Origin of the sequence: Candidatus Villigracilis proximus (assembly GCF_016717045.1) — a bacterium.
Taxonomy (GTDB): Bacteria; Chloroflexota; Anaerolineae; order Anaerolineales; family Villigracilaceae; genus Villigracilis; species Villigracilis proximus.
The window spans coordinates 324253-349757 of the sequence record NZ_JADJUO010000001.1 but is presented as its reverse complement, the minus strand read 5'-3'; the positions used below and the strand labels follow the sequence as shown (position 1 = coordinate 349757).

The following is a 25505-nucleotide window of genomic DNA, read 5'->3' as shown; positions in this document are numbered from 1 at the left end:
TTATTTTATTTTCCTGACCACAGCGAAAATCATTCCGCCGCGCTCAACTTGATATACGATTTCATCATCCGCAAAAAACTTTTCGTGCGTGTTATAGCGGGTGGAGAATATAACATAATCCGGCTCTGCATCTGTGATCTTCAAATCACTGCGCAGATACAACTCGGCAATATGCTGCGGAGCGCCGACAGCGATCTTCGCATTGGCAGGCGCATTTTCATTCAACCAGTTCGCCGCTTCACGATACGATGCCGCCCAATAATCCAATTCAAATCTTCCGCTCGGATTCCCGATCAAATGATTGTAATAGACATATTGATACGGATGTAAAGCCACGCCCGCGATCAAACCGGGCAGGAGGATGAAAACCGCGAATCCTACTTTAACTTTTTGCTGGTTCAGCCATCCGAGAACAGTTTCCACGCCCAGGCCAGCCACGAAAAACACAGGCGGCAGGATAAAGAATATCTGGCGCGTGTTATCGTATAAGGGCGCGTGCGTGAAGATCAAGGCCATCAAGGGCAGCACGAACCACAACAGAGTCGAAACCAACGCCATATTATTTTTATGCAGTTTCATTAATCCGATCACAAACAAAGGCCAGACCGGTTCTGTAAATTGAATGGCAAGCAAAACCGGAATATAAGATAAAGGAAGATTCGTCGAAGAATAATATTGCCCGTTAAAGAGCACTTGTCCCTTCCACGGATATTGCGACATGACCTGTAAACTCTCCAGCAAACGCGCCGGCGGATTCGGCCACAAGTACGGCCAGGTGACGTACATGGCAATGATGGAAAGAATGGCGTAGATGGTTAGGAGAAGAATGGTGTTTGGTAATTGGTGATTGGTAATTGATGATTGAGTATCTTTTTGCTGTGTTAATTTCCTGAATGCATAATACACAACGATCACCCCAGCCAGTGGACCGAGGATGCGGGTGGAGGTGGTGATGCCGAGAAATAGAGAGGCAAGGATGAAGGATGAAGGATGAAGGAAAAATGAAGAGCGACGAGCAGATAATAGAAGAAGGAAAGAAGAAAGAAGAAAGAAGGTGGAGCGCAGCCAGAGGAAGAGGGTGAAGTATTTTTGAATGTAGATTTCAGGTTTTACTTTTTGAATATCAGATGCGATGAGCGAAATGATATTTGTTTCACCTGATGCAGCCGCGCGGACAAGAGTCTCGATCAGGGTGTGGAATGTGTCGGTGAGGAGAAAGAGCGAGAAAACAGAAACAAGCCACAGGGCGGAAAGACCCGTCAAAGATTTTCTGGCGGAAGGCGATAATGAATCCCATGAGAAATGCGGGGCAGAGTCCACCATCCTGAATCCAAAAGAAAGACTGAGTAAAAATAAACTCATGAAGGGAATATCCTTCGGGCTGAAGAAGGCATGTCCCCAGAAAAGCGGCTGCGTGAGAAAAAGCAAAGTTGCAGTACATGCCGCGAGTTGATTCATCCAGCGTTTGGCAATATCGTGAAAAGCCCAAACGCCCGCGAGAAAAGTAAAGAAATAAACAAGGTGACGATAATCAGAGATCAATCCGTTGGGATTAATGATGTGCAATGCGCGGGCTGTAAGCGAAGTAAAGATCACAAACGCCGGGCCGTAATTATCATACGTGTTGCCGGTGACGATGATCTCGCCGCGCTGCGGCCATGTGCTGTAAGACTCAAGCGCGTGGTTGGCATATTTATAGAACTGCAACTCATCCCACGACTCACTATATTGACTCGTAATGAAAACGCCAAGGATGGCAAGCGTGATAAAAAAAATAAGCTTGATTATTTTATTCATGAGACTCAATCAACCGACTTTGTGACCAAAGATGATGAAAAAATAACTGATGACAATCAGGTCAAGCGAAAGGAGCGGCAAACTAAAGCGCGGAAAATAAGCGGCAGGGCGTACAACGATGTAGGCAGGCAAAAGACTGAGAGCAAGCAGACCAAGGCGTAGGTCAAGTTTTTTGAAAATACCGACGCGAAGAAAAACAGATGCGAGCACGAGCATAAAACCGATCAACAAAGGAGTTGATATTAATAAAACATCCAGCGGAGATTCTGCAAATTTTTCACGCAGGTCTTTCATTGTTCCGCCAACAATAACTTTTTACCAGCCCATCAATAAAACTTTTGAAGGATGTTTGATCGGTATCAGACGCATTTAACATGTAGTCAGGGACAAATAAAAAGTACCCAAGAACGGCAAGAAAAACCGGCAAACACAAAGCGGACATATAGGCGGCAAGAAGTTTCCAGTTTGTTTTTAACCAGCCAAAGAATTGCATCCAGGCGTTCTTTAGCGTGCCCTGTATCGGCGCGGAAGAAAGCAGGATCGCAGTGAATGTAATTCCAAGATAATCGAGGCGCAGCAGGACCGTGAAAATACCCGCGATAAACATGCCAACGCGTTGATGTTTGATGGCGAAGTAATAGGTGAGTAACAGCAAAGTTGTTGAAAATGGTTCGATCAATCCAAAGCGGAAATAGAAAATATAGAGCGAGGGCAAAAAGAGCAGTGAAAGATAAAAAACCGCGGCGCTCAGTGAGACTTTATCTGTCAGGCGGAGCTCTTTCATCAATTCAATCATGAGAGCGCCGCTGAGTATGGCGCACCATGTATCAATAAATAACTGCGCCGATGCTGAATGTCCAAAGAGAATATGCAGAAGGCCAACGACATAAGGGAAGAGCACCTTATAGGCACGGGGCGGCGTGTTCGCAAGAAATATATCCAGGTTGACATAGATATTATGCGCGAAGGTTTGATATTCAAGTCCGTCTTGAAATGGCGGAAAATTGGTAACCACCCGCAGGTCGTATGTATCCAGGGCGAGGAAGAGAAACAGCAGAACAACTCCGAAGGAAAACAGGAATACCTTTCCTGAAAAATAGCGTTGATAAAGAAATTGTTCCGTCAATTTCACTGCATAGAAAACAAGAATAACTGATAACGCCAAAACATTCATGTATTGCTTTTGGATCAACAGCGTCACAAAAAACAGGGGCAGACCGGATAATGCGAGATACAGGTCAACCAGTGAAATTTTGCCGTCTTGCAACAATACGCGGATTGCGATGAATAATCCGACAAAGATCAACGAGGCGAACAAAAAGCCCAACACATTCAAAACAAAGCCAAAGGTATTCACCTGGCTTACGGGGTAATTGGCGCCATCCAGTGATGTCCATACACGCGGAGATGCAAAAAGGGATTGTGTTGAGCCATCGGGATATACAAGAAAAGGCTCCAAACGCATTTGTCCATAATGATCGAAGAGGAGCGCACCTTGAATTTTGACTTGACCAGATTCGGGGATGGAATCGTAAAGTTTGCTGTCAATGTTTTCGATCCGCTCAACAAATATGAGGGAACCGTTTTTTGCGTGCTGACATCCAGCAGTTCCGCTTGAATTTGTTTTGCGCCCTGTGTGACAAACACAAGTCTTTCATTCTGCTGTAAGTTGATGTATCCGCTTAATTCCAACTTCAGCCAGAATTGATTTTTATCAAACCCAAAGCGATTGTTAATCCATTCAACGGGAAATTCACGCAGCGCATAATATGGGCGATTAATGACTTGTGTATAACCGGGAGTTGCATAAGTGTAATAACTTCTGTCCCATTGATCGGCCAAAACTGCTTCTTCGCTGGTAAAAGCGTAAACTCCCAGACCTGTCTGCGGGAGAAAACTGAAGAAAACAAGTTTCACTACGAACAGGCTTGCAAGTGAAAAAATAAAGAGACGTTTGGAAAAGATATTCCAACCGACGGCAAATGTTAGCGGCAAGATAAATACCGCAAAAAGGAATTCAAGAGACGAGTCCCAGGGGAAACCATCGAACCACGAAGGAATGCGGGATGGGATCAGTAAAAATCCATAAGCGAGGAGTATGCCAATGATTCCGAACAGGCTATCGTTACGGCCAGACGCGCTTGTATTTCCATCCTGTACGCCTGATGGAGACGATCAAACAACAACAGGATTTCCAACCCGATCAGCCAGAGGCATATCAGTAAAGGAGCTGCCACCACGACAATATTTGCGGCTGGCGTTATCACAAAGAAAAAAGCGGATAGAAGCAGAATCACGATTAAAGGGAATGACCTTCCGATCATTCCCTTTAAAATATCCAAAATCTTTTGTTCAAGGTCGTTTTTCGTTTTAGAAAAGCCGGGATCAAAAGACCCAGCAGTCCGGCAAAAGCAGTCAACGCTGAAAAGATAAGCGTGGATGCAAGCCCCTGCTGTGCGGCAAGGAATGCAGTCATTACACCTGAAAATAAAAGCTCAGCACTTGCCAGATAAATAAATAATCCAAACCGAAAATCGTACTTACTCTGCGGCATCATTTTTCCAAAAACTTTTTTATTTCATTAATTGTTCCACGCGACTCTCACCCACCGAGTAATATTTCGCCTTCGCATGGTGGACAATGATCGCAGCGGTAGATTGCTCGGGAACGAGCTGCCCCGATGTGGCGAGACTCATACCGAGTTCGGATTCTACTGCGGGTAATAATTTAAATACCTTGAAATGATCTTCGAGTTCGGGGATAGCAGGGTAACCCCATGAGTAGCGCTTGCCCTGCTCTTCGCTCAGTCCCAACTCGCGGCGGATGTGTTCGTGCAGATAATTCGCAGTCGCCTCGGCAGTCTGGACGGCGAGTCCGTGCAGGAAGTAGGCTTCGGTGTAATCGTTGGCGGCTTGCATCTTCTCAAATTTTTCAGTAGCTTCAAGTCCCACGGTGACAACTTGCAGCGCAACCACGTCCATTTGACCTGACTCGACGGTGGCGTAGTAATCTGAAAGTGCGAGGTGATCATCATAAGGTTGGCGCGGGAAATCGAAACGTGCAATCTCCCGTAGCGGATTTGAAAGCGGATTCACGGATGAAACGGATTCGGGATCGTAAATGATTAGCGCGTCACCATCCGCTTGGCATGGGAAAATACCCATACACGGCTTGCGGTTTGAGCCAACCGTCTTTGAGTGCTTCCTTGGTCATTTTGGCGAGACGAGCATCGAAGTCTGCTTTGAGTTTTTCCCATTCAGCACCGTGGGTATTCTTAGCGCCCCATGACAGACGGTAGAGTTCATTCATATTGAGGTGTTTCAAAACCATTTCAAGCGGCATATCTTTGACAACTCGTTGACCAAGTTTGGCGGGAAGTTGAATCGGCGCAGGCACAATCGCTGACCGCTGACCACTGACCGCTGACTGCTTGACTTGCGAAGCGCGGTTCATTTCCATATCTGCATCTTTGCGGAGTTGTTCAAGCATGGCAGGCTTGCGGTTGGAGTCGATCAGCGCATCCATGGTATCTAGGCCTTCGAAGGCATCCTTACAATAGAAGACTCCCGGCTCGTAGGCGTTGCCATCTTCCGCAAAAAGGATACGGCGGCCGAAGCGACGATTAATGGCCGCGCCGCCGATCAGGATCGGGATCTTATGTCCACGACGGTGCATTTCGTTGACGATGAGCGGCATCTGCTTCGAGGTGGAAACCAGCAAAGCTGACAAGCCAATCGCGGTGGCGTTTGCTTCGACGGCTTTAGTGATGATCGTTTCCGCTGGGACCTGCTTGCCGAGGTCGATCACAGTGTATCCGTTGTTGGCGAGAATGGTTTTGACCAGATTCTTGCCGATGTCATGCACATCACCGTAAACAGTGGCGATCACAACAGTCCCTTTGGTGACACCTTCCACTTTTTCGAGATAATTCTCAAGATGGGAAACGGTCTTTTTCATCGTTTCAGCGGATTGCAAAACGAAGGGCAGGATCAATTCACCCGCGCCGAATTTGTCCCCCACTTCTTTCATGGCAGGCAGCAAGACATTGTTTAATGTATAAACCGCAATTTCATGTTTTGTAGGGGCTGGGGTTGTCCCTGCCCCATTTTCAGGTAAAGCCTCATTCCAAATGTAACCGCGATTGATAATGGTATCGATGTCCGCTTCGACGCCTTCTTTGTGACGATGAAGAATGCACCAGTGTAATCTTTGTTCAGGAGTCATGCCTGCGGTGGGATCAGCAACAGTGGATTCAGTTGAGACGGTGACCGACTCAAAATGTTGAATGAAGAGCTGCAAAGCATCTTCACGGCGATTAAAAATTAGATCTTCGCAAAGATTACGTTCTTCGCTGCCGATCTCGGCATATGGCATGACATGCGCGGCGTTGACGATTGCCATGTCCAGGCCAGCCTGCACACAGTAATACAACATGACAGAGTTCAACGGCGGGCGGGCTTGCGGAGCAAATCCAAACGAAAGATTGCTCACGCCAAGCGATGTCATCACACCCGGTAAATTTTGTTTAATAAGACGAATGCCTTCAATGGTCTCTTTGGCCGAGTCAACAAACTCAACGTCACCTGTGGCAAGTGTGAAGGTGAGATCATCGAAAACCAGATCTTCGGGTTTGAGTCCGTGGTCGTTGACGGCGATGTCATAAATACGCTGTGCCACTTCGAGTTTGCGCTGCGCGGTCTTCGCCATGCCGTCTTCGTCGATGGTCAAGGTTATGACAGCAGCATTATATTTTTTGGCGAGAGCAAAAATCTTGTCAGCTTTTTCGCGGCCAGATTCAAGATGGGTCGAGTTGATGAGACAACGTCCCGGTGCGGTTTGCAATGCAATTTCCATTACGTCCACTTCGGTGGTGTCGATCACCAAAGGCACGTCCACGCCCATGGCTAATTTTTTGATGACCTTGCGCATTTGCTCGCCTTCATCACCGCGCTCGGTGACGGCCACGGAAATATCCAGAGCATGTGCGCCGCCAGCAACCTGATCACGTGCGATCTGCAAAATGCCATCGTAATCTTCTTCGAGCAGCAGTCTCTTAAATTTGCGTGAGCCTTGCGCGTTGCATCTTTCGCCAAGCAAGGTCGGGCGGGTTACTGTCGCATGGTAATCGCTGACATTGCGGACGATAGACGCCCGACAGTGGAAGATGGTCTGCTCGGGCCGGGATACTGATTCAGCTTTTCAACGAGCAGCTTGAGGTGAGTCGGAGTCGTGCCGCAGCATCCGCCCACGACCGAGATGTTGTGCTTCGTCACAAACTCATACATGTCATTCGCAAACGGTTCAGGTTCAAGCGGATACACAGCCTGCCCATCCACATTCAATGGAAGCCCTGCATTTGGAATGCACGAAACCGGCAGCGTGGAATTTTCTCCGAGGAAGCGGATCGGCTCGCGCATGTGTTCGGGGCCGGTGGAACAATTGAGACCGATGACATCGATGCCCATGCCTTCGAGGATGGTGAGCGACGCGTTGATGTCGGTGCCGAGCAACATGCGGCCGGTCGTATCCAACGTGACCTGAGCCTGAATCGGCAAATAAACATTCGTTTCGCTGAAAGCTTTATGAATGCCCGTGATGGCGGCTTTGACTTCGAGAATGTCCTGCGAAGTTTCGATGAGCAGAAGATCCACGCCGCCTTGAATTAATCCAACGGCCTGTTCGCGGAAAATATCTATTAATTCGTCATAGGCGATATTCGATAATTCGGGATCGGTGGTGGAGGGAAGTTTGCCTGTGGGCCCCATTGAACCAGCAACAAATCGCGGCTGACCTGTCTTGGCGGCATATTCATCTGTGAGTTTGCGCGCAAGAGTTGCCGCCGCAATATTGATCTCGGCAATGCGGTCTTGCAATTTGTATTCCTGCATTGTCAAACGATTCGAGCGGAAGGTGTCTGTTTCGAGCACATCCACGCCCACTTCAAGAAACGAACGGTGGACTTTTTCCACGGCCTCAGGACGCGAGATGACGAGATAGTCATTGCATCCGTTGTATTGCTCGCCGCCGAAATCTTCAGCGGTCAGGTTTTGGTTTTGCAGGCTCGTTCCCATCGCACCGTCGAAAACAAGGACTTTCTTTTCGAGTGCGTCGAGGTAACGGCGGTTGGTGTATTTGCGATTCATTAAGTTCTCCTAATTTTCAAACTCTGTTTCGTTATTTATCCATAACATCCGAATGGAAAAACCTTTTCTGGGTACTTGAAATTGGATATTTCCTTCGCTCTCAATACTTTTGATATTTAGAACGAAGTTTTGCTCATAATTAGTTTCCATCGATGACATTGTAAAATACGCATAGTATTTGCCATCAGGTGACCATATTGGAGAATATTTCCACCAATAATCAAAACGTGTATCTAATCCCAGCAGTGTATGCAAATTTGTGATTTCCTTGTTCTTTATATCTAGCAAGTAAAGGTAATGTTTATAAGATAAAGATGACTCTATTAGCTCATATAGAACCATATTTCCATCTGGTGACCAAGAATAATAAATGGGCCACTGAAGGTAACCAATTTTTGAAATCAGGTTGACACTACTATCTTTCCAATTAAAGACATATAAATAGGTCTGTTTCTGTTCGTCGATTACTGCCATGAGGAGTTGTTTGCCATTCCGTGACCAAGAGCCACTATAATAGGAGTATGCACCTACTGGCACATAACTTATATCTCCCTTTTCCAAATTCAAGATACCTATTTGCAGTTGTTGGTCTTTATGAGTATTAAATATTTGGCCTTCTTCTTTGGTAGTAAATAAAATGCTCTTGCCGTCTGGAGACCAATTTGCATCACATCCAACACCCATTAGTTCTGTAGATTTTTTTGTAACAACGTCGTAAATAAAAAGTGAGCAAATATTATCGTTTGCGGGATTAATAACTCTCGTGTAAATTAGTTTCTTTCCATCGGGTGACCATGAGTGAGCCCAAACCCACTCCGAGTAATTGCTTGGCTTTGCGATTAATTCTGATGTTTTTTTGACAATATCAAGAATCTTCAAAGCTCGATCATAAGTGTTATATGTCAGGTATTGTTCATTAGGGTCTGTATTAAACCCTGTAGCACCACCAGTTGTTAATTGTTTGGGCTGAGATCCGTCAAATTTCATTTTGAAGATTTCCCAGCCAGCATTCTCTTGAGTATTTTTATTGGCATTCAGTCTTATATAGATAAACCTCTTTGTGATTAAATAATATGTAGATAAATCATCAGAAGATAAAACAATATTCGTCTTCTGGCTTTTTAGGTCAACCGAATAAAGTGTATTGACGTCCGAGTAAAAGATAGTGCCTTCTGGGTGAATTGGCCAGGTGTATTGGTTGGACTTGGTGTCGTCGTTGCGATTGGTGTTTGGGATGGAGCGGGAGTCAAGGTTGGAGAATCTGTTGTAGTTGATTGTCCACAGCCCGAAGAAAAGGTGATAACAATCAACAAGAGAAATCTCAAGATGCTTTGTGTAAAGTGTTTAGTCATTATTTCTTGTTCTCAAGTTTACACTTCCAATCTTTACGCATCATCCAGCGCTGTGGTTACGTAGGATTGTGTCCACACGGGGATTAATCCCCGTGCTATGCGTACGAAGCGCTACGCGCTAGTCCGCACGAGCGGACTTTGTAGGCGTAGCACGGACGTTCACGTCCGTGCGGTTTCGAGGCGTCGAAAAATCCTATCGTAATCCGCCACTCTACACCCTTCGGCAAAGTCGCCCGCCCCGCCTCGGTCATCTTTCCTTCTTCGATCATTTTACGCGCCCGCTCAATGTTCGTTTCCGTCCACAGGGATTTTTGTCTACGGGGTGTGAAACGTTTGGCATAGCGTTGATCGTCCATGCCTTTTTCAAAGCCGTCGATCCAGCCAAAGCAAATGGCTTCCTCCACCGCATCCGCATAGGGGATGGATGGTTTGCCTGTGACTTTTTTATATTGGATCAACCAGATCTCTTTGCAGGTCTTGTGATTCTTTTCCAGCCATTCGCGGAATTCTTCGCGGGTGGTGACGTAAATTGTTTCGCCGATTTCCATTTTGTTTATCTCTCCAGACCTCCGAGGTCTTTAAGACCTCGGAGGTCTCTTACATAAAAAACGCCTCTCATTTTGAGAGGCGACATGAATAAAAAGTCATCTCTCATCTATCAGACATTTGTCTGCCGAAGTTGGCACCGCTTAAACGGTTGCCGAGGTTTCAAAGGGTCGGGTCCCTCCGCCTCTCTGGATGAGTACAGTACTAAATTGTTTTAAGTTTATATCAAAGCGTGTTGGATTTGTCAATTTACTAAAGAAGGCTCCATGATCTTGATCCGTTCAGTGCCGGTATAAATGTTGAAGCGTTCCCCTCTGAGAAAACCGATGAGAGTGATCCCAAATCGTTCGGCGACTTCAACAGCCAAGGTGCTGGGTGCGGATACGGCACAGAAGATCGGCACACCGGCTACAAAACTTTTTTGCAATAATTCATAACTGGCGCGTCCGCTGACCAATACAATTTTGTCGTGAAATGGCAGTTGGTCGTTGAGCAATCCCCAGCCGATCAATTTATCCAATGCATTGTGACGTCCCACATCTTCACGGACAGCGAGTAAATTTCCGTTTAGGTCGAAGAGGGCGGCGGCGTGAAGTCCGCCTGTGGTTTCAAAGATGTCCTGAGACTGGCGAAGTTTATCTGGCAATGAGGTGATGAGCGCGGGGGTTGCGCCTGAACCAGCGGGGATGGGCGGCAGGTTGCGCTGGCTGATGTCATCCAGCATGGTGCTGCCGCATACGCCGCAGGCGCTGTTGGTGAAAAAATGCCGCTCGAGCTGATTCAGTACGGGGAGAGTATCAGCTTCCAGTTGAATCCGAAGCGAGTTGTATTCCTGCTGATTCCCGTCCACACAATAAGTCATATTTGCAACTTCCGTTTTGGTGTGGATGATTCCTTCATTGTAGAGAAATCCCGCTGCGAGTTCGTAATCATTGCCGGGGGTGCGCATGGTGATGGCGATGGTGCGTTGTTCATGCCCGGCGCGCAGTAAAATTTCCAGGGGTTCTTCGGCGGCGAGCACATCTTTTTTGCGTTGCGGCTGCCCATTTTCGATTGTCAGTATGGATTGTTTTTTCTTATTAAAGCGGGTCATGTTCACCTTCGATCTGATTTGTACCATTAAGCAACCGGAGACTGGGAATTTTTTGATTCGCCAGTCTCCGGTTTTGACTTTTTGACTTCGGTGTTTCTTACAGCGGTTCGATGTGTACCGTGCAGACTTTTAGCTCGGCGGTATGGGTGGTGGGGTCATAGCCGGAGCCCGTCAAAATGTTGATCGGGGTTTCGGCGAAGCTGAAACTGGCGAAGACCGTGCCTTTGGGAGAGCGCGGTGTGGCTTTGATCTTGATCTTGACTTCGCCGCGACGGCTTGTCATTTTTGCCCAGCCGCCATCAGTAAGACCCCATTTCTTTACATTGTCCGGGTGAACTTCGAGGTATTCTTCCGGCGCGAGATATTCAATGCCGGAGGAACGTCCGGTTTGGGTGCGGGTGTGGTAACTCTGCAGACGGCGGCCCGTGGTGAGCCAGACGGGATATTCATCGTCAATGACTTCAGCGGGGGCGCGGAAGCCGATGACTTTGAAGATCGCCTTGCCGTTGGTGAATCCATCTTCATGCAGGCGGGGTGTGCCTGGATGTCCCTTATATGGCACGGGCCATTGATATTGGCCGCCGTCGATGATGTCCCAATCAACACCGGCGTATACCGGAGAGATACTGCACAATTCGTTGAAGATCTCCTTCGGCGAATCATATTCAAAGCCGGGAATGCTCATGGCGTTGGCGAGGGAACTTAATATCCACCAATCGGGCTTTGCTTCTCCGGGTGGAGGTACTGCGGCGCGTAAACGTTGAATGCGGCGCTCTGTGTTGGTGATGGTTCCGTCTGTTTCGCCCCATGAGGTTGCGGGGAAAACCACGTCTGCCATTGCTGCAGTTTCGGTGAGGAAGATGTCGATCACAACGAGATGGTCAAGGGCTTGCAAGGCGTGTTCACTGTGTTTGCGATCGGGGTCTGAAACCACGGTATTTTCGCCGTCGATCAACATGGCGTGGATTCCATTGCCGCACATTTCGAGGGCGGTCACTTTGGTAATGCCGCGCTCAGAATCCATTTCGCGCCCGTACAATTTTTCAAACTTTTCCTTGTTCTCTGATTTGGTGACGACTTGATAGCCGGGATATTCGCTGGGCGCTGCGCCCGCGTCACCCGCGCCCTGAATGTTGTTCTGTCCGCGAAGTGGATTGATTCCGCATCCTTCGCGCCCGAGGTGGCCGGTGATCAAAGCGAGATTGCTCAAGCTTTGGACATTGTCCACACCGCAGATGTGCTCGGTGATTCCAAGTGTGTAATAGATGGAGGCTTTGTCTGCGGCTGCATACAGGATCGCAGCCTTTTCAATATCTTCGGCAGGGACGCCTGTGATCTCGGAAGCCCATTCAGGCGTGAAGTTCTTTAACGTGCTCAATATAATCTTCCACGCCAGCGGTGCGCTCGGAAACAAATTTTGATCGATCAGATTTTCACGCACGATAACATGTGCCATGCCAAGCAACAGGGCAACATCTGTACCCACGCGCAGCGGCAGATACAGGTCAGCCATCTCAGCCAGCCTGATATAGCGCGGGTCGGCTACGATCAACTTTGCGCCGCGCGCGAGCGCTTTCTTCATACGCGTGGCTGCCACCGGGTGACACTCGGTCATATTGGTGCCGATACAAAAATAGACATCAGCTTTCTCAAGATCAGAAAGGGGATTGGACATTGCGCCGCGTCCCATGGTTGCCGCCAGACCGGCGACAGTGGGTGCGTGTCAAGCACGGCTGCAATTGTCTATATTGTGCGTGCCAAACCCAGCGCGGATAAATTTTTGCATGAGGTAATCGGCTTCAGTGGGCGTACGTCCGCTGGCGACACCGTAGGTTGCCTCACGGCCATACTTTTGTGTAACTTTTCTGAACCCATCAGCCGCGACCTGGATCGCGTCTTCCCAGGTGGTTTCATGCAATTTGCCATCTTCACGGCGGACGAGTGGTTTGGTCAACCGGTCGGGATGATGAACATAGTCATAGGCAAACTGGCCTTTGACGCATAACGCGCCTAAATTGGCAGGGCCGTCCATGGCGGGTTGAATGGCAAGGATACGTTCATTCTTAGTGAGAATATCCACAGCACAGCCCACACCGCAGTATCCGCACACAGAACGGGTCTTCTGCACCCCGAGATTGATAAGTGGAAGTTCGCGTAAATCTTGCATTGTCGCCATAACTTTATACTCCTATCTTTGATACGATCAACAATAAAAAATTAACTCGCCTTACGCAAAATATTTTTTTTTTTTTTTTTTTTTTTTCTTTTTTTTTTTCCCCCCCCCTTTCCCCCCCCCCCCCACACAGGGCGCGCGGTGCGCGAGAGCGGGGTTTTTTTTTTTTCCGCTCAAGGTCGGGGCGTAAGGTGGAAAGGAAACTATTTCGCAGGGCTTTCTTATCCGCCAGCGCGCCGGTGGGACAAGTCTGCACACATTGGCCGCAGAAGGTGCATTGTGAATTACGCAAATCACCATTGAATTCAGTGGTGATCTGAGTCTGGAAGCCGCGGTTCATCACGCTGATGGCGTAATCACCTTCCTGCTCGGCACACACACGCACGCAGCGATAGCAGGAAATGCACAAGTCATAATCCCGCAGGATGAACGGATTTTTATCATCGAAATTGCTATGGCCAGATTTCTTCCCCTGAAAGCGGCCATGATTGGCGTCGTAGCGCTCCACAAGCAGGGACAATTCCTGCGAGGCGATCCCGCGCAGCGGAGACACTTCGATCTCGCGATTCTCGGAGACCACCATCTCAAGCAGGGTCTTGCGGAATTTCTCAATTGGTTCGGTGCTGGTTTGTACTTCCATTCCGGCTGCGGCTGCCATGGTGCAGGAAGCAACCGGATTCTTAATGCCTTTCACATCCACCACACACATGCGGCAGGAGCCAAATGGTTTGAGTCGCGGGTCAAAACACAGAGTGGGGATGAACACATCATTCCGCTGGGCAATTTCCAAAATGGTTTCACCGGGCTCAAAAGAAACTTCTTTGCCATCCAATATCATGGTTGGAGAAGATGTATTGTCAGTCATGGTTTACCTCTTCTCCACAAATTCCTGCACTCGCGCAGGGAATTGATTGATCAGGCTTTCAATCACCAACGGAGCCGCCATGCCCAATCCGCAGGCGCTAACCGCTTTCATCGCGGCGTTCAAATCATTCACTTCATCCAGCCAGACTTGTAATTCAACGGGACCTTCGCCGGATAATCTCTCTGTCAATCTTTGAGTTCCAAGCCGGCAGGGGAAGCACTTTCCGCATGATTCGTGCGCGAAAAATTCAATGGCATTGTGAGCAGCTTCGATCATGTCACGGCTGTCATCGAGGACGATCATCCCCGCTGCACCCAGCATGGATCCTTTGCTGCGAATGCTCGGTTCATCGATCGTGGCGGTTTCGAGTGCTTCGCCGGAAAGGAATCCGCCGGAAAGCCCGGCCATCGTCACTGCCTGGATGTGGCGGCCTGCCACAGGGCCACCAGCCCAGTCATAAATTAAGGTGCGAAGCGGAAGTCCAAATGGCACCTCGTAATTGCCCGGGCGTTGTACATCTCCCGAAAGGGACACAACTTTAGTCCCCGCTTGACCGTTCAATCCCAAACTGGGATACCACTCGACAGCGCGGCGCATGATCTGCGCAGCGGCGGCCAGTGTTTCCACATTATTTACAACTGTAGGTAAATTCTCAAATCCATTTGTCACAGGGAAAGGCGGACGATTACGCGGGAAGGGGTGCTTACCTTCAAGGCTGTTCAACAACGAACCTTCCTCACCGCAAATGTATGCGCCGCCGCCGCGCCGCACATAAAGTTCAAAACTAAAATTTGTGCCTGCTATGTTTTTGCCAAGCAGGTTTGCCTGATACGCATCGGCGACCGCTTTTTCGAGCCGCAAATTTGTTTCGGGATATTCATAACGCAAATAGATAATGCCGCGCGCCGCGCCAGTTGCGTATGCGGCAATGGTCATGCCTTCGATCACGGCAAACGGGTCATAATCCAAAATGGCGCGGTCTTTGAAAACAACCCGGCTCGCCTTCATCCGCATTGCAGACAACGGTCTTCGGATCACCCGAAGCATTTGCAACCGCCTGCCACTTCACACCGGTTGGGAAGGCTGCGCCGCCGCGTCCCGCCAATTTGCTGTTCTTAATATGTTCGATCACACCTTCGGGAGTATTCTCCTTAAGGGCACGCATCAAACCTTCATAACCGCCTGATCCGCGGTACCCGGGCAGGGTGTTACGCTCAGGCATTCGAATCTCAGAGAAGATACACTCTTCTATTTTTCCGGGGTTTGGGGGTGGCACAGGTGAGGGCTTGCGAGTCAAATTCCCCTTGGCATCACCAACCCATTGCTCATGGCCGATCAAGACCGACACTGGTTCATCACAACGCCCGGCACACGGCATGGCGGTTGCACCTTTGTCTGCCAGTGCAGAAAGACACTCCGCTCCGCCATTCAAACGGCAAACCGGGCCGGTACACACACGCGGCTTGTTTAATCCGCCTGCTTCCTGGCTGAAGTGATGATAGAACGTCACCGTGCCGAACAGGTCGGCGAGCGGAATCCCATGCCCAATGGAGATGGCACGCATGGCACTCTTCGAGACGAATCCGTCGCGGTCATGAAAGGCATGTAATAGGGCTAGTAGGGGGGCGGGGCTGTCTTGCAGTTGCTCAACGAGCAATTGGTCTATCAATTGTTGGTCAATGATCTGTACCATGAAAGGATTTTACAGTAGTTTCAAATGTTTTACAAGGAAAGGGTTATAGACAACATCCGGTGTTCTCAAGGCCTGAAAATCTTTAATAAAAATTTTAAAAACAAGCTTTACAAACCATAAAAAATTCCCGCTTGACTTGTAATCGGTTTGCTCTTAGACTCAATTAAGTATTTCCTTTTTTGAAAAAGAACCCATGAAAACAGTTCAACCTATTCAATCCTTTGACAAGATCAAACTCCTGGCAGACTCCCGCCGCATGGAGATTTTGCGCCTGCTGATGGATACCCCCGCCACACTCACGCATCTCGCCCGGACCTTGAAACAGTCACCCGCGTGGATACGGCATCATATTCTGACGCTTGAATCTGCCAACCTGATCGAAGTCAGTGAGATCCGCAAGACCGGCAAAGTAATGGAAAAATTCTATCGTGCAAAAGGCGGTGCTTTCCTTTTACAGGAGATCATTCTGCCAAAAAGCAAAAAACCTGCAGTCATCTTTTCCGGCAGCCATGATCTCGCGCTCGAAGAGATCGCCGAACATCTCAGCAAACACGTCACCATGTTAAGCCTGCCCGTTGGCTCACTCGACGGGCTGATCAATCTGCGCCAGGGGTTATGTCAAATTTCAGGCGCGCATATTTTGGATGCATCGGGTGAATACAACACCCCCACCGTCCGTCATCTCTTCCCCGACCGCAACGTGGAACTGGTCACACTCGCCCATCGTACGCAGGGATTAATCCTTGCGGCGGGCAATCCGAAAAAGATCAAAAATATTTCAGACATCATGCGTGAAAATGTAAAGTTCATCAACCGCAACGCCGGTTCCGGCACACGCCTATGGATCGACGCCGAACTCAAAAAACAAAAGATCGACTCCGCATTCATTAACGGGTACGACATCTCTGTCAAAACACACAGCGAAGCGGCTGTCTTGATCTCTGAAAATAAAGTTGACGTCTCCATCGGCCTGCAAGCCGCCGCCCACCAGCACGGACTTGATTTTATTCCGCTCTTCGAAGAACGCTACGATCTCATTCTTCCGCGCGAGAATGAAAAGACTTTATCTCCCCTGCTTGATTATCTGCAAACCTCCACCTTCCGCAGCGGACTCAGCTCATTAACAGGATACAACGCCGCTCACAGTGGTGAACAAATCCATATCTAGATCAAGGGTGTACATGAAAAAAAATATTTTGCTCACTTTGTCTTTATTACTTGTATTCGTTCTCTCAGCCTGCGGCGCTTCAACTCCGGCCGCCACTGAACCCGCGCAGCCGTCTCAAGCGGAGTCTGTTTCTGCCGATGCTTTATTCCAGATCGTCAAAGCAGACGGCTCAAAATTTGATGTGACTCTCGACGCGGTCAAAACTTTACCACTCGCTCAACTCACAGTCGAAGGTAAAGTGCAGGAAGGCCCCAAATTACTTGATATTCTGGCGCTGGCTGACATCACAGATTTCAGTGAGATCACGATCACCGGCAGCAGCGCGCCATCCACGCTTACCCGTGAACAAGTGGACGAAAATACCATTCTTGATTTCAGTAATCGCGGCACCATGAAACTCGCCACCACCTACATCCCCAAAGCCGAGTGGACAAAGGATATTACCGAGATCACGGTCAAATAATATTTCCAGCGCGTGCTTTTTTATTTTGAATTATCAGTTAAGTAAAAACTTATTTGAATCCTGTTTTTTTGAAAAGGCAAATCAATGCATTACCTACTTGGAATTGACGACACTGATAATCTCGAATCTCGCGGCACAGGTCATCGTGTCCGTCAGCTCGCTGATTGGCTTGCCGAAAATAAACTGGCTGCGCCATTGGGAATCACCCGCCATCAATTATTGGTGGACCCGCAAATCCCCTATACATCTCACAACAGTTCGGCTTGCTTATCAGTTGAAACAGAAAACGCGAATGATGTTTGGGAAGCCGCGCGCGAATTTCTTCTGCGTGAAAGCGCCCTCGGCTCTGATGCCGGTTTGACTCTGGCTCAATGGGACTCTATCAATGAAAGCGTGCTGTCCTTCGCGAAGCGGGCAAAACTCGAAGTGCTGACCATGCCTGAGGCACAGCAAACAGCTTCACAGTCACAGATAAGATGCGAGGGGCTGACGGGCACCCACGGCGGAATCATCGGCGCCGTGTCCGCTATTGGATTACATCGCGCCGGCAATGACGGCCGATTCCTGTGGCTGCCTGGTTTGCGTGAATTGAAAGGTAAATATCCAGCCCATGAAATTTGCAGCCTGGGTCACATAGATCGTATCTGCACTTTGAAAAATCTGGAATTGGATTCAAAAGCGATCGTGGATGTTGGTGAATGGATTCGGCCCGTCCTGCGCGACGGTAAGGCAACATTATATGTAGAGGAGAATAAGCATGAATGGAACATCATCTCTAAAGAACAAATTAAACAGCTTTCCAACTGAGTGGTCGCTTTCGTGGATTGAAGCGCTGCTGTTGATCGGCGGCGGCGTAATGGCGGTTGTATTGCACCGCGCATTAGATACGTCTCCCGGCCTGCCCGGTCACCACGGCATCGAATGGATGGCGATCATGATTCTGGGCCGTGCATCATCGCGCTTTCGCGGCGCAGGCACACTCACCAGCATCGGTGCATCATTTGCATCCACGCTGCCCATGCTGCATGGCGATAATCCATTCACATGGATGTACTACCTTTTGCCCGGCCCCGTGATGGATCTGGCATTCCGTTATCTGCCGCGTTACGCAAACAAACTCTGGTTCATGGTCTTGCTCGGTGGTTTCGCGCACATGACAAAACCGATCGGTCAACTCACCGTGAATCTAATTACCGGCTGGCCGATCGGCTCGTTCCGCTTTGGCGTGGTGTATCCATTTACCAGCCACCTTCTCTTTGGGATGATCGGTGGATTGCTCGGCGCACTCGTTGTGCTTGGCATTCGCCGCATATCTCACAAAAACGATAAGTGATTCAAAACGGATAGATCGTTGAAGCAGTAACCAATCCTCTCCATAGCATCGAAAATAACGGGAGCACGTACGCCCGCGTAAACATAAGGAGAATTTTATGAAACTGTATCTACGTTTGATCCTGAGCGGCGCGCTTTTGATCGCGCTGGCATTTACATTTGCCGCCTGCTCGGGGGGAGCCGAGGTGGAACCATCACCTGTGGCAGAAGTGACGGAGGCGCCGGTTGTGGCAACAGAAGCTCCAACCGAAGTCGCTGCACCTATTTTGGAAATCGTCGGGTTGGATGAAACAAAGTTCTTGACAATGGATGATCTAAAAGCAATGCCTGCGACAGAGGGATACGCAGGACTGAAGAGCAGTACTGGCAAGATCACGCCGCCAGTTATGTTCAAAGGTGTGGCGTTGAAAGACCTCGCTGAGTTCATCGGCGGGATGGATGAGACCACTGGTTTCAATGTGGTTGCGGAAGATGGATACAGCATCACCTATTCATTTGATCAACTGCAAAACGGATCGTTCATTGCATACGATCCCGCAACGGGTGAAGAACTAAAAAAATCCTGTCGAGCTCACCGCCATACTCGCCTATGAAGCGGATGACAAGCCATTTGACGCCAAACAGGATGGCGCACTGCGGCTGGCAATTGTCAGCGCGGAGTTGAACCAGGTTACCGATGGACATTGGTCGGTGAAATGGGTGAACAAGCTGGAAGTGAAAAGCCTCGGCGCGGAATGGGCGTTGCATTTGGTTGGCGCTCTCTCCGAAGATACCGACCGAGTTAGTGTTGAATCCTGTGGTGCGCCGCAATGCCACGGCTCTGCATGGACGGATGACAAAGCGCAGGAATGGGTGGGCGTGCCGTTGTGGTTATTCGTCGGTTCGGTGGACGATGAGATCGAGCACGAAGGCCCCGCGTTCAACGATGCGCTTGCCGAAGCAGGTTACAGCGTGGACGTGATCGCGAGCGATGGATACACCGTCACATTTGATGCGGCGCGTATCAACCGCAACGACAACATTCTCGTGGCGTACAAGGTCAACGAAAATCCGCTGCCCGATGAATTCTTCCCCCTCCGGCTGGTTGGTTCTGACCTTGAGAAAAAAGAAATGGTCGGCATGATCGCGGAGATTCATGTAGGCCTTGAGCCTCTTGCGGATGTGCCTGCGGCCGCCTCGCCCGAACCCGCGGCTGCCACTGTCTCTGAAGCAGATGCCACGCTGACAGTGTTTGGCTCCGTAAATCAGGAACTGCTTTTGAATGAAGCTGCCCTGCGTGAAATGGAAGTTCTGAAGATCACCGCTGAACATCCCAAGAAGGGCAAGGAGGATTACGAAGGCGTTTCTCTGAATGTCCTGCTTGACTTGGCTGGTGTGAAAGACGGTGCAACCACTTTGGTCTTCATCGCCGCGGATGGGTACACATCCGAAGTAAGCCTTGAAGAAGTACGCGCCTGCACGCAATGTCTGCTTGGTTTCACCAACACCCTGGAGAAATTCAAGATGGTCATGCCAAACCTTCCCAGCAGTGCGTGGGCCAAGGACGTGATCAAGATCGAAGTGAAATAAAAATAAATTGTGTAGTTGCGACTTTAGTCGCACGACTGAAGTCGCAACTACGGTTATTTTCAATGCGAAAAACTTTTGCAATTCTTCTGGTTTTATCCCTGCTTGGGCTGGGACTCGGCTCTTGTAACAGTCCGCAGGTTGGGGCGGGGAACGAAGCGGCATCATCAACGGAGAAGACTCCTTTATCGGTATTCGCTGCGGGAAGTTTGATCATCCCGTTCGGGAATATCGAAAAAGCCTTCGAAGCGAAATATCCGAACATCGATGTGCAGGCAGAGTATCACGGCAGCATTCAGGTCATCCGCCACGCGACGGAGTTGCACGAGCCGATCGATGTGGTCGTGACGGCGGACGCGGCGCTGATCCCGATGCTGATGTATGCGAGCAAGGTGCCAGAGACGGGCGAGCCGTACGCCGATTGGCATATCCGTTTTGCGAGCAATCACCTTGCGCTTGCATACAACGCTGAAAGCAAATATGCGGATGAGATCAACGCGCAAAACTGGACGGAGATCATCAGCCGTCCTGATGTGAAGATCGGGCTCGCCGACCCGCGTTTTGATGCTTCCGGCTATCGTGCCTTGATGGCGTTCGCGCTGTCTGAAATTTCAAATAAAAACTACGGGCTGTTCGGCCCGATGTTTGACAAGCAATTTTCGTTTCCTGTCACGATCTTTCGCGGCGATGAACTCACGACCATCACCGTGCCAGAAATTTTGGAAACGAAATCCGATTCGCATATTGTCATCCGCGGCGCGAGTGTGCAGTTGATCGCGCTGCTCGAGTCGGGCGATCTGGATTACGCCTTTGAATATGAAAGCGTCATCCAACAACATGGCTTGAAGATGCTGAGCCTGCCCGCTGAAGTGAATTTGGGCGAGCAGGAGTATGAAGAACTTTACAAACAAGTTCAGGTGAATCTTGATTTTCAACGCTTCGCCTCGCTCGCTCCGCAGTTTCGCGGAGAACGCATCGGCTACGGAGTCACGGTTCCCGCGAGCGCACTGCACACGGAGGAAGCCGCACAGTTCATCGCCTTTCTGTTGAGCGATGAAGGACGCAGCCTGATGGAAGCCGATCATCATCCGATGTTCGAGACATTCATCGCGGATGGCTACGAAAATCTGCCATCCATTTTGCAAGCGCTCACGGTTCCATTGGAATAGCTTTGAGAAAAAGGAACCTGTTCTTTAACATCGTTTTTTCCTTGCTGGGCGGGCTGCTCTTGCTCTTCATCGTTCTGCCGTTGATGAGCATCCTGCTCGGCACCACGCCGCAAACTCTGTGGCTCGCGCTCATAGATGAGGAAGTGCTGAACTCCATCGTCATCACATTCAGCGCGGCGGCAGTTGCAACAGTGCTCGCAATCTTCACGGGCGTGCCGTTGGCGTTTTTGCTGGCACGTAGAAAATTTCGCGGCAAGCGTTTGCTGGAAGCATTGGTCAATTTGCCCATCGTCATTCCACATACGGCGGCGGGGGTTGCGCTTCTGCTCGTCTTTGGCAGGCGCGGTTTGCTGGGTCAATGGCTTACGCCGCTTGGCATAACCTTCACCGACAATTTCTACGGCATCGTGGTTGGCATGTTATTCGTCAGCCTGCCGTTTCTGGTCAACCTCAGCCGCGAGTCCTTTGCGCTCGTGGATGAAGAACTGGAGCGCGTTGCCCTGATCGATGGCGCATCTCCGTGGCAGGCGTTTTGGTACGTCTCGCTTCCGCAGGCGTGGCGCGGCGTGCTGGCAGGCGCGTTGATGATGTGGGCGCGCGGCATCAGCGAATTCGGCGCGGTCGTCATTCTGGCCTATCACCCGAAGATCGTGCCCGTGCTGGTCTTCGAACGCTTCCAAGGGTTCGGCCTTGTGGCCGCCCAACCTGTGGCCGCTTTGCTGATCCTCATCGCGCTGGCGGCGTTCGTGTTTTTGCAATTGTCTCTCCCAAAAGAGAGCACCGACTAACTTTGGCTTTTTCCCGCTTATTGTTTTCAAGCGGGTGGCAAAAACTTTTTATTTCAGAAGGAGAATTGAAACATGTCCCGAACGATTAAATTTATCTTGTTAATGGGTCTGATCCTGTCTCTGGCATTATCTGCCTGCGGATCACCCGCCCCCACAGAGGCTCCTGCTACGGAAGCAGTTGCCGCCACTGAAGCACCCGCCGCCGCTACCGAAGCCCCTGCGGCTGAAGTTGCTCTCAAAGTCACTGGCAGTGTCGCCAGCGAACAGGCTTGGACGGAAGATGAAGTCAAAGCCATGGACGCCATCAGCGTGGAATCCACCAACAAGAACGGCGAAAAAGCCACCTACACAGGCGTGCTGTTCTCCGATCTGTTGGCTCTCGCTCAACCCAATGCAGATGCCAACCTCGTGGTCTTCGTCGCAGACGATGGCTTCACCGCCGAGATCGCCCTCGCAGATCTAACCGCCTGCGCTGACTGCATCGTTTCCTTCCGCGACAAGGGCGGCTTCAGCACTGTTCTGCCTGGTCAGGAAGGTAAGTTGCAGGTCAAGGGTGTGGTTGAAATTCAGGTCGTCGCTGGCACAGCCGCAGCAGTTGAACCTCCCGCCAACCCGACTCTCATTCTCGCCACCACCACCTCCACACAGGACTCTGGCTTGCTGGATGTGCTCGTCCCCATGTTCGAAGAGAAGACTGGTTACACTGTGCAGACCGTAGCCGTCGGCTCTGGTGAAGCGATGAAGATGGGTGAAGAAGGCAATGCCGATGTATTGCTCGTCCATGCCCCCGCCTCCGAAGTGACCTTCATGGAAGGCGGCTTTGGTACAGACCGCTTCCTCGTCATGCACAATGACTTCATCATCGTTGGTCCTGCTGCCGACCCCGCTGGGATCAAAGGCATGACCTCCGCCAAGGAAGCCTTCACTGCCATTTTCAATGCAGGCGCACAATTCATCACGCGCGGCGATGACTCTGGCACGCATAAGAAAGAACTCGCGCTGTGGAAATCTGCCGAGCTCGATCCCGCAGGGAAAGAATGGTACGTTGAAACTGGTCAGGGCATGGGCGCTTCCATGACCGTAGCCTCCGAAAAGGGAGCCTACATCCTCACCGACCGCGCCACCTACCTCGCCAACAAGGATAACTATCAGCTTGAGATCCTCGTCGAAGGTGATAATAAGCTATTGAATGTGTATCACGTCATCACCGTCAACGCAGAGAAGTGGACTGCCGCCAATTACGAAGGCGCTCTCGCCTTCGCCAACTTCATGATCGACCCCGAAACACAAGCCGTCATTGGTGAATTCGGTCTGGAAGAATTCGGTCAACCACTTTTCTACCCCGATGCCGACAAGACAGATGCTGATCTAGGCTTATAAAGTATGTAAATCCGTAACAAAGTAGACACGTAAACAGGTAAAAAATGTTTACGTGTCTACTTTATTTACCTATCTTCCTGCACACTTATTTTCCTGTATACTTTCACCTCATGTCTGATATTTTTGAAATCACCCTTCTCTCATTACAAGTTTCAACCTTTGCAACTCTGATCAGCCTGTTGATCGGTTTGCCTTTTGGCACATGGCTGGCGCTGGGCAATTTTCGCGGACGGTCATTTCTATTAAGTATTGTCAACACGGGCATGGCACTACCGCCTGTAGTTGTGGGACTCGTTGTAGCGATGACTTTGTGGCGCAGCGGTCCGTTGGGTGGATTAAGACTGATCTACACTCCAGTGGCGATCATCATCGCGCAGACGGTCATCTCTGCACCGGTAGTCATGGGATTAACAGCCGCCGCACTTGAAGCACTTGATCCACGGCTGCGACAACAACTCCTCGGGCTTGGAGCTTCACAACTGCAAATGATCTGGATGTTATGGCGTGAAGCGCGACTGCCTCTATTGGCGGCCTTGATGGCCGGCTTTGGCTCGGTCATCTCTGAGGTTGGCGCATCAATGATGGTCGGCGGAAATATTAAAGGTCAAACGCGGGTGTTGACTACGGCCATTGTGTTGGAAACTTCCAAGGGAGAATTTGAAAAGGCGCTGGCGCTTTCGGCATTATTACTGATTCTCACTTATCTCATCAATCTCGCGCTGACCTTGATCCAGCAAAAAGGCAGTAGGCGATAGTACTTCCCCTCTTTCCTCAACTTGAAAGAAGAAAGAGAAAAGAAGAGATTATGAAAAATATTATTGAAATCAACGATCTTCTCATTCAGCGCAATGGACGTGATGCGTTAAAAATTGCATCACTGGAAATCCAACGCGGCGAGACTCTTGCGATTGTCGGGCCGAATGGCGCAGGGAAGAGCACACTGCTGTTGGCGCTGGCACGTCTCATCAAACCAGCGCGCGGACAAATGATATTTAATGGCAGTCCCATTTCGCAGATGAATGATCTTGAATATCGCCGGAGAATATCGTTCGTTTTTCAAGACCCGCTGTTAATGGATATGACCGTTGAAAAAAACATCGCACTTGGGTTAAAGTTTCGCGGTACAGACAAGGAAGAGACTCGCATACGGGTCGATAGGTGGAGTAAGGCTATGGGCGTAGAGTCACTGCTCGGACGGCGGGCAGGTCAACTTTCAGGGGGTGAAGCGCAGAGAGTCAGCCTGGCGCGGGCTTTTGTTCTCGATCCCGAATTGCTTTTGATGGATGAACCATTCTCGGCTGTCGATCCCCCGACCCGCGCACAATTGCTGAACGATCTCTCTACTTTGTTATCGCAGGAAGATCGCACGACAATCTTTGTCACACATAATTTAAAAGAGGCTGCGCAGGTCGGCAGCCGTGTGGCGGTCATTATCAATGGCGAATTAAAACAAGTGGGAACGCCAATGCAAATTAAAGGAAATCCGGTTGACCTAAGTCTGAAGGGTTTTTTGAGGGAGTTTTAAAAAGGGAGCGCGGACTAAAAAGTCCGCGTTCCCTTTTTAACGGCATACACCGCGTTATACGCGGTGTAGCCAAAAGACCAACTCAGAGGGAGGAGAGAGTTTGGAAGAGCAACTTTCGGTCGCTCAATTACACGGGGTCAAGGTCAGGGTTTGTGCCGCACAAAGCGCAGGCTGCTTTTTCAAGCATGTTGCATTCCAAAGCGTTGGAGCAGCGATGCGCAACAATTCTTGGCGGCTGGTCAGGCAGATTTTCAGCAGGGTACACGACTTCGTTTTCGATCTCAACTTCGTGCCCGACGTGTTCACAGTATTTGGTTTTTTCAACTTTCCAAATCTTTTCTGTCATATCTGCCTCCTAACTATAATGAAGCAAGTTTAAGACCAAATCATCTCTCCTGCCAGTGACAGGCGTCACAATCTCTTATGACAAAGTGCCTATATAGGATGTGATA

General features: G+C 49.7%; 27 protein-coding genes, 1 pseudogene and 1 riboswitch. Of the genes and pseudogenes, 11 read left to right on the top strand and 17 right to left on the bottom strand.

The features are described from left to right. The 16 genes and pseudogenes from IPL71_RS01840 to IPL71_RS01765 all read right to left on the bottom strand — a co-directional run bounded on the left by IPL71_RS01840 (window position 1) and on the right by IPL71_RS01765 (window position 15662). Entirely contained in the window at window positions 1-1797 is a 1797-nt protein-coding gene (locus IPL71_RS01840) for a hypothetical protein (protein ID WP_345318311.1), read from the bottom strand. A gap of 9 nt (window positions 1798-1806) precedes the next feature. After that, window positions 1807-2091 carry a hypothetical protein gene (locus IPL71_RS01835; RefSeq protein WP_345318309.1) on the bottom strand — a complete coding sequence of 95 codons (285 nt, stop codon included), beginning with the start codon at window positions 2089-2091 and terminating at the stop codon, window positions 1807-1809. Continuing rightward, window positions 2075-3256 carry a hypothetical protein gene (locus tag IPL71_RS01830; RefSeq protein WP_345318307.1) on the bottom strand — a complete coding sequence of 394 codons (1182 nt, stop codon included), beginning with the start codon at window positions 3254-3256 and terminating at the stop codon, window positions 2075-2077. The genes IPL71_RS01835 and IPL71_RS01830 overlap by 17 nt, the downstream gene beginning before the upstream one ends. After that, window positions 3160-3792 carry a hypothetical protein gene (locus tag IPL71_RS01825; RefSeq protein WP_345318305.1) on the bottom strand — a complete coding sequence of 211 codons (633 nt, stop codon included), beginning with the start codon at window positions 3790-3792 and terminating at the stop codon, window positions 3160-3162. Before IPL71_RS01825 ends, IPL71_RS01830 begins: the two co-directional genes overlap by 97 nt. Window positions 3793-4126: 334 nt before the next feature. Then, entirely contained in the window at window positions 4127-4354 is a 228-nt protein-coding gene (locus IPL71_RS01820) for a hypothetical protein (protein ID WP_345318303.1), read from the bottom strand. Window positions 4355-4370: 16 nt separating this feature from the next. Further along, entirely contained in the window at window positions 4371-4961 is a 591-nt protein-coding gene (locus IPL71_RS01815; RefSeq protein ID WP_345318301.1) for a vitamin B12 dependent-methionine synthase activation domain-containing protein, read from the bottom strand. After that, entirely contained in the window at window positions 4930-6894 is a 1965-nt protein-coding gene (locus IPL71_RS01810; protein ID WP_345318299.1) for a dihydropteroate synthase, read from the bottom strand. The genes IPL71_RS01815 and IPL71_RS01810 overlap by 32 nt, the downstream gene beginning before the upstream one ends. Window positions 6895-6905: 11 nt before the next feature. Then, entirely contained in the window at window positions 6906-7940 is a 1035-nt protein-coding gene (locus IPL71_RS01805) for a homocysteine S-methyltransferase family protein (protein WP_345318297.1), read from the bottom strand. 9 nt (window positions 7941-7949) lie between these two features. Then, complete coding sequence (locus IPL71_RS01800) at window positions 7950-8927, bottom strand: beta-propeller domain-containing protein (protein ID WP_345318295.1); 978 nt, start codon at window positions 8925-8927, stop codon at window positions 7950-7952. Between the two features lie 460 nt (window positions 8928-9387). Further along, the gene (locus IPL71_RS01795) at window positions 9388-9840 is read right to left on the bottom strand and encodes a YdeI/OmpD-associated family protein (protein WP_345318293.1); all 453 of its coding nucleotides are present in this window, start codon (window positions 9838-9840) and stop codon (window positions 9388-9390) included. Window positions 9841-9940: 100 nt separating this feature from the next. Then, window positions 9941-10037, bottom strand: a riboswitch (SAM riboswitch). 45 nt (window positions 10038-10082) lie between these two features. Continuing rightward, complete coding sequence (gene fdhD / locus IPL71_RS01790; protein WP_345318291.1) at window positions 10083-10931, bottom strand: formate dehydrogenase accessory sulfurtransferase FdhD; 849 nt, start codon at window positions 10929-10931, stop codon at window positions 10083-10085. A gap of 97 nt (window positions 10932-11028) precedes the next feature. Continuing rightward, complete coding sequence (locus IPL71_RS01785) at window positions 11029-12885, bottom strand: molybdopterin oxidoreductase family protein (protein ID WP_345318788.1); 1857 nt, start codon at window positions 12883-12885, stop codon at window positions 11029-11031. A 21-nt stretch (window positions 12886-12906) separates the two neighbouring features. After that, window positions 12907-13098, bottom strand: a pseudogene (locus tag IPL71_RS01780) (hypothetical protein); the annotation flags it as partial. A 13-nt stretch (window positions 13099-13111) separates the two neighbouring features. After that, window positions 13112-13969, bottom strand: a complete 858-nt coding sequence (locus IPL71_RS01775) for a 2Fe-2S iron-sulfur cluster-binding protein (RefSeq protein WP_345318289.1) — start codon at window positions 13967-13969, stop codon at window positions 13112-13114. A gap of 3 nt (window positions 13970-13972) precedes the next feature. Then, a complete protein-coding gene (locus IPL71_RS01770; protein ID WP_345318287.1) occupies window positions 13973-15016 on the bottom strand; it encodes an NADH-ubiquinone oxidoreductase-F iron-sulfur binding region domain-containing protein in 1044 nt (347 codons plus the stop codon). Then, a complete protein-coding gene (locus IPL71_RS01765; RefSeq protein ID WP_345318285.1) occupies window positions 14928-15662 on the bottom strand; it encodes an NADH-quinone oxidoreductase subunit NuoE family protein in 735 nt (244 codons plus the stop codon). The genes IPL71_RS01770 and IPL71_RS01765 overlap by 89 nt, the downstream gene beginning before the upstream one ends. Before the next feature lie 193 nt (window positions 15663-15855). On the opposite strand from IPL71_RS01765, the gene IPL71_RS01760 reads away from it, so the two are divergent. The 11 genes from IPL71_RS01760 to IPL71_RS01710 all read left to right on the top strand — a co-directional run bounded on the left by IPL71_RS01760 (window position 15856) and on the right by IPL71_RS01710 (window position 25053). Beyond that, complete coding sequence (locus tag IPL71_RS01760) at window positions 15856-16830, top strand: substrate-binding domain-containing protein (protein ID WP_345318283.1); 975 nt, start codon at window positions 15856-15858, stop codon at window positions 16828-16830. Between the two features lie 13 nt (window positions 16831-16843). Further along, entirely contained in the window at window positions 16844-17293 is a 450-nt protein-coding gene (locus IPL71_RS01755) for a hypothetical protein (RefSeq protein WP_345318281.1), read from the top strand. A gap of 84 nt (window positions 17294-17377) precedes the next feature. Then, window positions 17378-18100 carry a hypothetical protein gene (locus tag IPL71_RS01750; RefSeq protein WP_345318279.1) on the top strand — a complete coding sequence of 241 codons (723 nt, stop codon included), beginning with the start codon at window positions 17378-17380 and terminating at the stop codon, window positions 18098-18100. Further along, window positions 18051-18626, top strand: a complete 576-nt coding sequence (locus tag IPL71_RS01745; RefSeq protein ID WP_345318277.1) for a hypothetical protein — start codon at window positions 18051-18053, stop codon at window positions 18624-18626. Before IPL71_RS01750 ends, IPL71_RS01745 begins: the two co-directional genes overlap by 50 nt. A gap of 97 nt (window positions 18627-18723) precedes the next feature. Next, a complete protein-coding gene (locus tag IPL71_RS01740; RefSeq protein ID WP_345318275.1) occupies window positions 18724-19218 on the top strand; it encodes a molybdopterin-binding protein in 495 nt (164 codons plus the stop codon). 106 nt (window positions 19219-19324) lie between these two features. Continuing rightward, on the top strand, window positions 19325-20194 hold the full coding sequence (locus tag IPL71_RS01735; protein WP_345318273.1) for a hypothetical protein: 870 nt from the start codon (window positions 19325-19327) through the stop codon (window positions 20192-20194). 62 nt (window positions 20195-20256) lie between these two features. After that, window positions 20257-21360, top strand: a complete 1104-nt coding sequence (wtpA, locus tag IPL71_RS01730) for a tungstate ABC transporter substrate-binding protein WtpA (protein ID WP_345318271.1) — start codon at window positions 20257-20259, stop codon at window positions 21358-21360. A 2-nt stretch (window positions 21361-21362) separates the two neighbouring features. Beyond that, complete coding sequence (locus tag IPL71_RS01725; RefSeq protein WP_345318269.1) at window positions 21363-22148, top strand: ABC transporter permease; 786 nt, start codon at window positions 21363-21365, stop codon at window positions 22146-22148. Between the two features lie 72 nt (window positions 22149-22220). After that, window positions 22221-23528: a substrate-binding domain-containing protein gene (locus IPL71_RS01720; RefSeq protein WP_345318267.1), complete on the top strand. Its 1308-nt coding sequence runs from the start codon at window positions 22221-22223 to the stop codon at window positions 23526-23528. A 110-nt stretch (window positions 23529-23638) separates the two neighbouring features. Beyond that, a complete protein-coding gene (locus IPL71_RS01715) occupies window positions 23639-24283 on the top strand; it encodes an ABC transporter permease (RefSeq protein ID WP_345318265.1) in 645 nt (214 codons plus the stop codon). Window positions 24284-24333: 50 nt separating this feature from the next. After that, window positions 24334-25053: an ABC transporter ATP-binding protein gene (locus IPL71_RS01710; protein WP_345318263.1), complete on the top strand. Its 720-nt coding sequence runs from the start codon at window positions 24334-24336 to the stop codon at window positions 25051-25053. Window positions 25054-25180: 127 nt separating this feature from the next. Here the strand turns inward: IPL71_RS01710 and IPL71_RS01705 are convergent, their stop codons facing one another. Further along, entirely contained in the window at window positions 25181-25399 is a 219-nt protein-coding gene (locus IPL71_RS01705) for a hypothetical protein (protein WP_345318261.1), read from the bottom strand. Window positions 25400-25505 lie beyond the last annotated feature (106 nt).

What these genes read in the sequence shown, in the direction of transcription:
- IPL71_RS01835 (WP_345318309.1), bottom strand. Translation starts at nt 2,091, where the DNA reads ATGAAAGACCTGCGTGAAAAATTTGCAGAATCTCCGCTGGATGTTTTA.
- IPL71_RS01760 (WP_345318283.1), top strand. Translation starts at nt 15,856, where the DNA reads ATGAAAACAGTTCAACCTATTCAATCCTTTGACAAGATCAAACTCCTG.
- IPL71_RS01795 (WP_345318293.1), bottom strand. Translation starts at nt 9,840, where the DNA reads ATGGAAATCGGCGAAACAATTTACGTCACCACCCGCGAAGAATTCCGC.
- IPL71_RS01815 (WP_345318301.1), bottom strand. Translation starts at nt 4,961, where the DNA reads ATGGGTATTTTCCCATGCCAAGCGGATGGTGACGCGCTAATCATTTAC.
- IPL71_RS01745 (WP_345318277.1), top strand. Translation starts at nt 18,051, where the DNA reads ATGAATGGAACATCATCTCTAAAGAACAAATTAAACAGCTTTCCAACT.
- IPL71_RS01770 (WP_345318287.1), bottom strand. Translation starts at nt 15,016, where the DNA reads ATGCTTCGGGTGATCCGAAGACCGTTGTCTGCAATGCGGATGAAGGCG.
- IPL71_RS01740 (WP_345318275.1), top strand. Translation starts at nt 18,724, where the DNA reads ATGAAACTGTATCTACGTTTGATCCTGAGCGGCGCGCTTTTGATCGCG.
- IPL71_RS01715 (WP_345318265.1), top strand. Translation starts at nt 23,639, where the DNA reads ATGTCTGATATTTTTGAAATCACCCTTCTCTCATTACAAGTTTCAACC.
- IPL71_RS01750 (WP_345318279.1), top strand. Translation starts at nt 17,378, where the DNA reads ATGCATTACCTACTTGGAATTGACGACACTGATAATCTCGAATCTCGC.
- IPL71_RS01820 (WP_345318303.1), bottom strand. Translation starts at nt 4,354, where the DNA reads ATGATGCCGCAGAGTAAGTACGATTTTCGGTTTGGATTATTTATTTAT.
- IPL71_RS01775 (WP_345318289.1), bottom strand. Translation starts at nt 13,969, where the DNA reads ATGACTGACAATACATCTTCTCCAACCATGATATTGGATGGCAAAGAA.
- IPL71_RS01765 (WP_345318285.1), bottom strand. Translation starts at nt 15,662, where the DNA reads ATGGTACAGATCATTGACCAACAATTGATAGACCAATTGCTCGTTGAG.
- IPL71_RS01805 (WP_345318297.1), bottom strand. Translation starts at nt 7,940, where the DNA reads ATGAATCGCAAATACACCAACCGCCGTTACCTCGACGCACTCGAAAAG.
- IPL71_RS01710 (WP_345318263.1), top strand. Translation starts at nt 24,334, where the DNA reads ATGAAAAATATTATTGAAATCAACGATCTTCTCATTCAGCGCAATGGA.
- IPL71_RS01755 (WP_345318281.1), top strand. Translation starts at nt 16,844, where the DNA reads ATGAAAAAAAATATTTTGCTCACTTTGTCTTTATTACTTGTATTCGTT.
- IPL71_RS01705 (WP_345318261.1), bottom strand. Translation starts at nt 25,399, where the DNA reads ATGACAGAAAAGATTTGGAAAGTTGAAAAAACCAAATACTGTGAACAC.
- IPL71_RS01840 (WP_345318311.1), bottom strand. Translation starts at nt 1,797, where the DNA reads ATGAATAAAATAATCAAGCTTATTTTTTTTATCACGCTTGCCATCCTT.
- fdhD (WP_345318291.1), bottom strand. Translation starts at nt 10,931, where the DNA reads ATGACCCGCTTTAATAAGAAAAAACAATCCATACTGACAATCGAAAAT.
- IPL71_RS01720 (WP_345318267.1), top strand. Translation starts at nt 22,221, where the DNA reads ATGTCCCGAACGATTAAATTTATCTTGTTAATGGGTCTGATCCTGTCT.
- IPL71_RS01800 (WP_345318295.1), bottom strand. Translation starts at nt 8,927, where the DNA reads ATGAAATTTGACGGATCTCAGCCCAAACAATTAACAACTGGTGGTGCT.
- wtpA (WP_345318271.1), top strand. Translation starts at nt 20,257, where the DNA reads ATGCGAAAAACTTTTGCAATTCTTCTGGTTTTATCCCTGCTTGGGCTG.